Source organism: Pseudomonas sp. D8002, from assembly GCF_013385695.1.
Taxonomy (GTDB): domain Bacteria; phylum Pseudomonadota; class Gammaproteobacteria; order Pseudomonadales; family Pseudomonadaceae; genus Aquipseudomonas.
The window spans coordinates 106,443-112,838 of record NZ_JACAPM010000033.1; the positions used below are offsets into that span (position 1 = coordinate 106,443).

Sequence of the window (6,396 nt, forward strand, 5' to 3'; positions counted from 1 at the left end):
CTTTGCTTCGCCCTGCCCGAGCCTAGGCTAAACCTCAGGTCACTCAACCCGATTCCCGAGGAACTCCATGAAACCTTATGCCCTGGCCTTCGGCGCCTTGCTCAGCCTGCTTAGCGCCACCACAAGCTTCGCCGCAGCCAAAGAGGATGACGCTCGCGCCTTCTTCACCCGGTTTGTCGCCGCTCAAAACGCCCACGACCTCACCCAGATCAAGGCAATGCTCTGGGACTCGCCAAAAATGCTCTGGTACGCCCGAGGTGGCGAAAACTGGGGGCCGGATGCGGTGGTCAGCAAGCTCAAGGTGTACTACCAGGGCGCCTGGCAACTTAAGCCCGACATGAGCCACTTCAGCGTGGTGCTGGTGGCCGATAACGTTGCGCAACTGATGGTGCCGATCACCTTCACCCGTAGCCACGCCGGTGAAACACCTACCGACAGCACCTTCCTGATCAGCCAGACGCTGGTCATGGGCAAGGATGGCTGGCGTGTAGCGAGCATCATGCCGATCGCCGATACCAACTTCAAATAAGCCGATGTCCGAAAACGAGACCTTGGCGCAAACGCTTACGCGTCTTAGCGTTGCGTCATCAATCTGATAGTCCTGGATGGCCGGTACCTATATGACGAATAGGTACCCGCGCCACCCCACACACTCACACCAACCGCTTGATCTGCTTATGCCGCCAAACCAACCGGTAATACGCCGTCTGCAACCCCAACATCGCCAGATACGTCACCGGAAACGCCATCCACACCCCTTCCAGCCCAAACCGCGCATTCAGCAGATACGCCACCGGCAACTCCACCCCCAACACGCAAACGATCGAGATCCCCACCGGCACCAGCACCACCCCGCTGGCCCGCATGATCCCGCCCACCACGGCCTGGAAACCGAACACCAGGATGCTCCAGAGCATGATATGCAGCAGGTGCTCGGCCTTGACCCGCGCATCCACGTCGGTAATGAACAACCCCAACAGCCAGTGCGACAACACATACCCCAGCACTATCAACCCACCCGTCAGGCACAGGTTGATCAAAATCCCCGTACGCAGGATCGGCCCGATCCGCTCCAGGCGCCCCGCCCCGATCGCCTGCGCCCCCAGAATCGACGCCGTGATCGCAATCGACAACGCCGGAAACTGCACATAGTTGACGATCTGCGTCACCGCCCCATACGCCGCCGTCGCCTGGGAACCATGGCTGTTGACCAGCGCCAGAATCACCAGCTCCGACAACGACAGCACCACCATCTGCAACCCAGTGGGCAACCCGATACGCAGGACCTTGCCCAGGATCACCCGATCCAGCCGCAGCGCCGCCATCAACTGGCGATCCGGCGCCATCACGTGGTTTTTATGGCGCAGGCGCAGCACCAGGAACGTCATCGCCAGGGCATTCCCCACCAACCCCGCCACCACCGCGCTCTGGATACCCATCGGCGGCAGGCCCAGCCAGCCCTTGATCAGCGCAGGGGTCAGCACCAGGCCCACGGTGGTCGACACCATCAGCGCCAATAAGGGCGACACCGTGTCACTCACGCCCCGCAGCAGTTGGGTGAACAGGATGAACACCAGCAACAGCGGCATGATCAACATCATCATCTGCGCATAACCCACCGCGTCATCCAGCACATCCACCGGTGTGCCCAGGGCCTGCATTGCCGGGCGCGCAAACACGCTGCCCAGCACCGCCGCGATCACCCCGATCAGGGCGCCGAGGGTCAGGGTGGCGCCGGTGATCGACTTGACCATCGAGGTTTCCTGCGCGCCCCACGCCTGGCCGATCAGCACCGAAGCACCCGCCCCCAGGCCGATCACCAGGGCGATAAAGAAAAACACGATGGGGAACATCCCCGACACCGCCGCCAACGCCTGGGTGCCGAGCATCTGCCCGACATAGATCCCGTTCAGCGTGCCGGAAAAGCTCTGGAGGAAATTGGACAGCACCATGGGTGCCAGAAAGATCAGGTAGATCTGCCACAACGGTCGTTGCTGGGTGACTTCCATGAAGGTTCGGATCTCAATGCAATTAGGCAGGGAAAGCGTTGCGTGACAACCAGGCCAGGTACAACTTCACATCCACCGGCCAGTGCGCAATCTTGTTGGAAAAGTCGGCGCCGTCCTGGGCAAACAACGCCCGCGAGGCCTCTTCGAAACCCGGCAGGTCGCCGCCCAGGGCGCTCATGAAACGATAGCTGGATTCCTTGGCCTGGCGTCGCTCATCGTGCTCGGCATGGGCGTTGCGCGCTTCATCCACCAGCCGGCGCAAGGCCGCCGAGGCGCCGCCGCGCTGTTGCCCCAGCCACTCCCAATGCCGTGGCAGCAAGGTCACTTCACGGGCGACCACCCCCAGCTTCGGACGGCCTACAGTAGGTGACGCCGGCACGTCGGCCTCCGTCACCGCGACGGTCGGTTGCTGCGGTGCGTAACCGGCGGGCCAGGGATAGTCGACTTGAACACCGCTGGCGTCATCAAACACCAGCAAGCTGCCCGTCGCCAGGTCGAGGCTTTTCAGGTTTTTGGCGACGTCGGCATAAGAGCCGGCAGCCACGCGTTGGTGGCCAAGGAAGGCGGTGCACTGTGATGCGCTCATGACTTTTACCCGGATTATTTTGTTTTACCCGGGTTATATTAGTCTGAAATTTATTGGATGCAAGCCGCTTGTTGCGAAACCACCAAACGATCACTGTCGACAGTCGCGCCCATGGGGCCCACACCCGGGTCGCGCAATACGCATTCGGCAATCGCCGGCTCCAGCTCCACCCGCAATCGGCGGCCCAAGGCGCGGGCGCCGAACCGTACGTCATGGTCGCGGCACAACCAGGCGCGTGCCGATTCATCCAGCACCAATGATCGGTGCTGCGCCGCCAGGCGTTGATTGAGTTTGCCGAGTTCCACCTTGAGCAGCGCCTCAAGCCACTGATGGTCGATGGGCTCGAACATCAGGATACGATCGATGCGATTGAGAAATTCCGGCTCGAAGTGGCGGTGCAAGGCGTCCTCCAACACCCCCGCTTCACCGCGCCCCCACCAGCGCAACGGGGCAAAGCGTTGCCGGTGCCGACGCGCCTGCTGGGCGCCGATATTGCTGGTCATGAAGATCAGGCTGTTGCGAAAGTCCAGCGTACGAGCGCCGCCCGCCAGCGTCAGCTGGCCGTTTTCAAGGATGCCCAGCAGGCTGCGCACCACCTCCTGGCTGGCTTTCTCCAACTCGTCGAACAGCACGATACCAGGGCGGCTGTAGCTACCCTGGATCAGTTCGCTGTTGAACAGGCTGATGCCCTCCTTGCTGCCGACATAACCCGGCGGTGCACCGGTGAGTGCGGCGGCATAATGCTCCTGGGCCAGGGTGTGCATGTCGATACGGCAGAACCCGTCGGCACGCCCGTGCAACGCCTGCGCCAGCAGCCGGACGATTTCCGTCTTGCCGACCCCGGTAGGCCCCATGAACAGGTTGACGCTCAACGGCCGCTCACGCTCACCGATATCGGCCTTGACCACCTTGAGCAACCCTTCCATTTGGGCCAGGGCTGCTTCCTGGCCAACGATACGGCTGCGCAGCAAGGCCATGACCTGGGCCGGTTCAAAAGTAAACCGCATGCCTCAACCCGCCGTTTTTTCTTTACCACCATGGGGCAACTGCCCCACCGGGCATTCGGCGACACCGACGGTGCTACGGGTGAAGGCCTCGACATTCTCTTGGGCCTTTTGCGCGTCCAGCACCCAGGTGCGATAGAACTCGAATGGGCAATCCGCCACGCCCTTGTCCCCATCGCCCGAGGCATGCATGCCGGTGTAGCCACGGTGCAGCAACTTGAACAGATGGTTCTGCGACTGGTCGTTGGCCCGCGCATCGCGGATCTGCGACACCGACAGTTGGGCGTACTGAATGCCCATTTCTTCCTCGCCGCACTCGCCCAGGGTACGGCCATCGAAGCCGATGATCGCCGAGTGCCCGAAGTACGAATACACCCCGTCGAACCCCGCCGCATTCGCCACCGCCACGTAGCAGTTATTGGCCCAGGCCATGCTCTTGGACATCTGCACCTGCTGCTCCTTGGCCGGGTACATATAGCCCTGGCAGCGCACGATCAGCTCGGCGCCTTTCATCGCACAGTCACGCCAGATCTCCGGGTAGTTGCCGTCGTCGCAGATGATCAGGCTGACCTTCATGCCCTTGGGCCCGTCGCACACGTAGGTGCGATCGCCCGGGTACCAGCCCTCGATCGGGCACCACGGAATGCACTTGCGATAACGCTGGACGATCTCGCCGAGGTTATTGATCAGCACCAGCGTGTTGTACGGCGCCTTGTGCGGGTGCTCCTCGTGGCGTTCACCGGTCAGGGAAAACACGCCCCAGGTATTGGCCTGGCGACAGGCCGCGGAGAAAATCGCCGTCTCCTCGCCGGGAATACTCGCAGCGGTCGCCATCATCTCGTCGTGGTCGTACATGATCCCCATGGTGCTGTATTCGGGGAACACCACCAGGTCCATGCCGGGCAAACCCTGCTTCATGCCGACAATAATCTCGGCAATCTTCTTCGCGTTATCGATGACCTCGGCCTTGCTGTGCAGGCGCGGCATCTTGTAGTTCACGACAGCAACGCCGACCGTGTCCGGGCTGCTGGAAATGTCGCCATGGCGCATTGCAAATCTCCTCGGTCAGTGACTGATCATCCAGGGCCGTGGCCCGGTCCTGGTCTTGAGCCCCAGCGGGTTGGCCTTGCTCGGCACCACCGGCTTGCTGGTGCCACAGCAACTGCAGCCCGCCGGGTGCTTGCGCGCTGCCTGATATTCGCCGACGGTTTGCGGCGCATGGGCGCTGCGCTCGTTACCGGCTATGGCCTTGCGCTGATTGGCCGACAGCGTGGTCAGCGCCGGCGCCGACAGCAGCAACTGCCCGCCCGGGCCGTCGCAATACGGGCATTGGCTGGGTTCGTGACGCTGGGCCATGGGCCGCAGCATCGTGAAGGTGCCGCAGGACTCACAGGCATATTCGTAGGTCGGCATGGCTACAGGTCCGGAGCGATGGGCAGGTCGATGCTGCCGTCGAGGAATTGGGTCGGGCCGCTGGCATTGGGGTTGATGTCGAACTCGAAGATTTCAGTCGGCAGCCACAACGTCGCGCAGGCGTTGGGGATGTCCACCACGCCGCTGATATGCCCCTGCACCGGCGCCGAGCCGAGCAACGCATAACCCTGGGCCGGTGAGTAGCCGAACTTGGTCAGGTAGTTGATCGCATTCAGGCAGGCCTGGCGGTAAGCGACATTGACGTCCAGGTAATGCTGCTGGCCCTGTTCGTCGACGGAGATGCCTTCGAAGATCAGGTAGTTCTTGTAGTTCGGGGTGATCGGGCTTGGCTTGAACACCGGGTTCTTGATCCCGTATTTGGCCATGCCGCCCTTGATCAGCTCGACCTTCATGTGCACCCAGCCGGCCATTTCGATGGCGCCGCAAAAGGTGATTTCGCCGTCGCCCTGGCTGAAGTGCAAGTCGCCCACCGACAGGCCGGCGCCGTTGACGTACACCGGGAAATAGATCTTCGAGCCGCGGGACAAATCCTTGATATCGCAGTTGCCGCCATGCTCACGGGGCGGCACGGTGCGGGCACCGGTGGCGGCGGCATCATCACGGGCCGAGCCCTTGAGTTTGCCCATGTGCGCGGTGGCGGCCAGCGGGGCGTTGGCCAGGGGTGGGACGCGGGTTGGGTTGGTGTCGATCAGCTCCTGCTCGCGACGATTCCAGTCGGCGAGCATCACCGGGTCGGGCAGGCAGCCGATCAGGCCGGGGTGGATCAGGCCCGCAAAATTGACGCCCGGGATGTGCCGGGAGCTGGTGAACATGCCCTTGAAATCCCAGATGGCTTTTTGCGCGCTGGGGAAGTGATCGGTGAGAAAGCCGCCGCCGTTCTGGCGCGAGAAGAACCCGTTGAAGCCCCACTGGGAGTCGGCCTTGGCGCCGATGTCGAGCAGGTCGACCACCAGCAAGTCGCCGGGTTCGGCGCCGTGTACGCCCACCGGGCCGGAGAGGTAATGTACGGTGGAGAGGTCGACGTCGCGCACGTCGCTGGCGTCGTCGTTGTTCTTGATGGCGCCGGCGGTCCAGTCGTAGGTTTCGAGGATGAAGTCATCGCCGGGTTTGACCCAGCAAGCCATCGGGATGTCCGGGTGCCAACGGTTGTGGATCTGTTCGTTTTCGGTGACGGGTTGGTTGAGGTCGACTTTGATCAGGGTGTCGGTCATCGAGGTGCTCCCGGAGGGTGGGTTGGCTGTCGGGAGCAGTCTCACGGGGATGGGGTTGGGCGGGGAATACGTTGGATGACGTATGCGTCTTTGGGGTTGGGGGGCATATCCGTTTTTTGGGTGATGGCTGATATCGGTTCCGCTCTTACAGC

Annotated in this window: 7 protein-coding genes; 1 reads left to right on the forward strand and 6 read right to left on the reverse strand. The window is 62.3% G+C overall.

The genetic code is table 11. The features are described from left to right. The first annotated feature begins 67 nt into the window (after positions 1–67). Positions 68–529, forward strand: coding sequence for a DUF4440 domain-containing protein (locus HX807_RS20190; RefSeq protein ID WP_008432732.1), 462 nt, complete (start codon positions 68–70; stop codon positions 527–529). Between the two features lie 124 nt (positions 530–653). Here HX807_RS20190 and HX807_RS20195 read toward each other — a convergent pair whose 3' ends face one another. From HX807_RS20195 to fmdA, 6 genes are read right to left on the reverse strand one after another with little or no spacing between them, the layout of a single operon-like run. Further along, entirely contained in the window at positions 654–2,009 is a 1,356-nt protein-coding gene (locus HX807_RS20195; protein ID WP_003218590.1) for an MATE family efflux transporter, read from the reverse strand. Positions 2,010–2,031: 22 nt separating this feature from the next. Then, on the reverse strand, positions 2,032–2,595 hold the full coding sequence (locus HX807_RS20200; RefSeq protein ID WP_177050830.1) for a DUF2239 family protein: 564 nt from the start codon (positions 2,593–2,595) through the stop codon (positions 2,032–2,034). A 50-nt stretch (positions 2,596–2,645) separates the two neighbouring features. After that, positions 2,646–3,602, reverse strand: a complete 957-nt coding sequence (locus tag HX807_RS20205) for an AAA family ATPase (protein ID WP_177050831.1) — start codon at positions 3,600–3,602, stop codon at positions 2,646–2,648. Positions 3,603–3,605: 3 nt separating this feature from the next. After that, on the reverse strand, positions 3,606–4,649 hold the full coding sequence (locus HX807_RS20210) for an aliphatic amidase (protein ID WP_003218599.1): 1,044 nt from the start codon (positions 4,647–4,649) through the stop codon (positions 3,606–3,608). 15 nt (positions 4,650–4,664) lie between these two features. Then, positions 4,665–5,012, reverse strand: coding sequence for a zinc ribbon domain-containing protein (locus HX807_RS20215; RefSeq protein ID WP_008432727.1), 348 nt, complete (start codon positions 5,010–5,012; stop codon positions 4,665–4,667). A 2-nt stretch (positions 5,013–5,014) separates the two neighbouring features. Beyond that, positions 5,015–6,244 (reverse strand): formamidase, encoded by a 1,230-nt coding sequence (gene fmdA, locus HX807_RS20220; RefSeq protein WP_003218608.1) that lies wholly within the window; start codon positions 6,242–6,244, stop codon positions 5,015–5,017. Between the last annotated feature and the right edge of the window lie 152 nt (positions 6,245–6,396).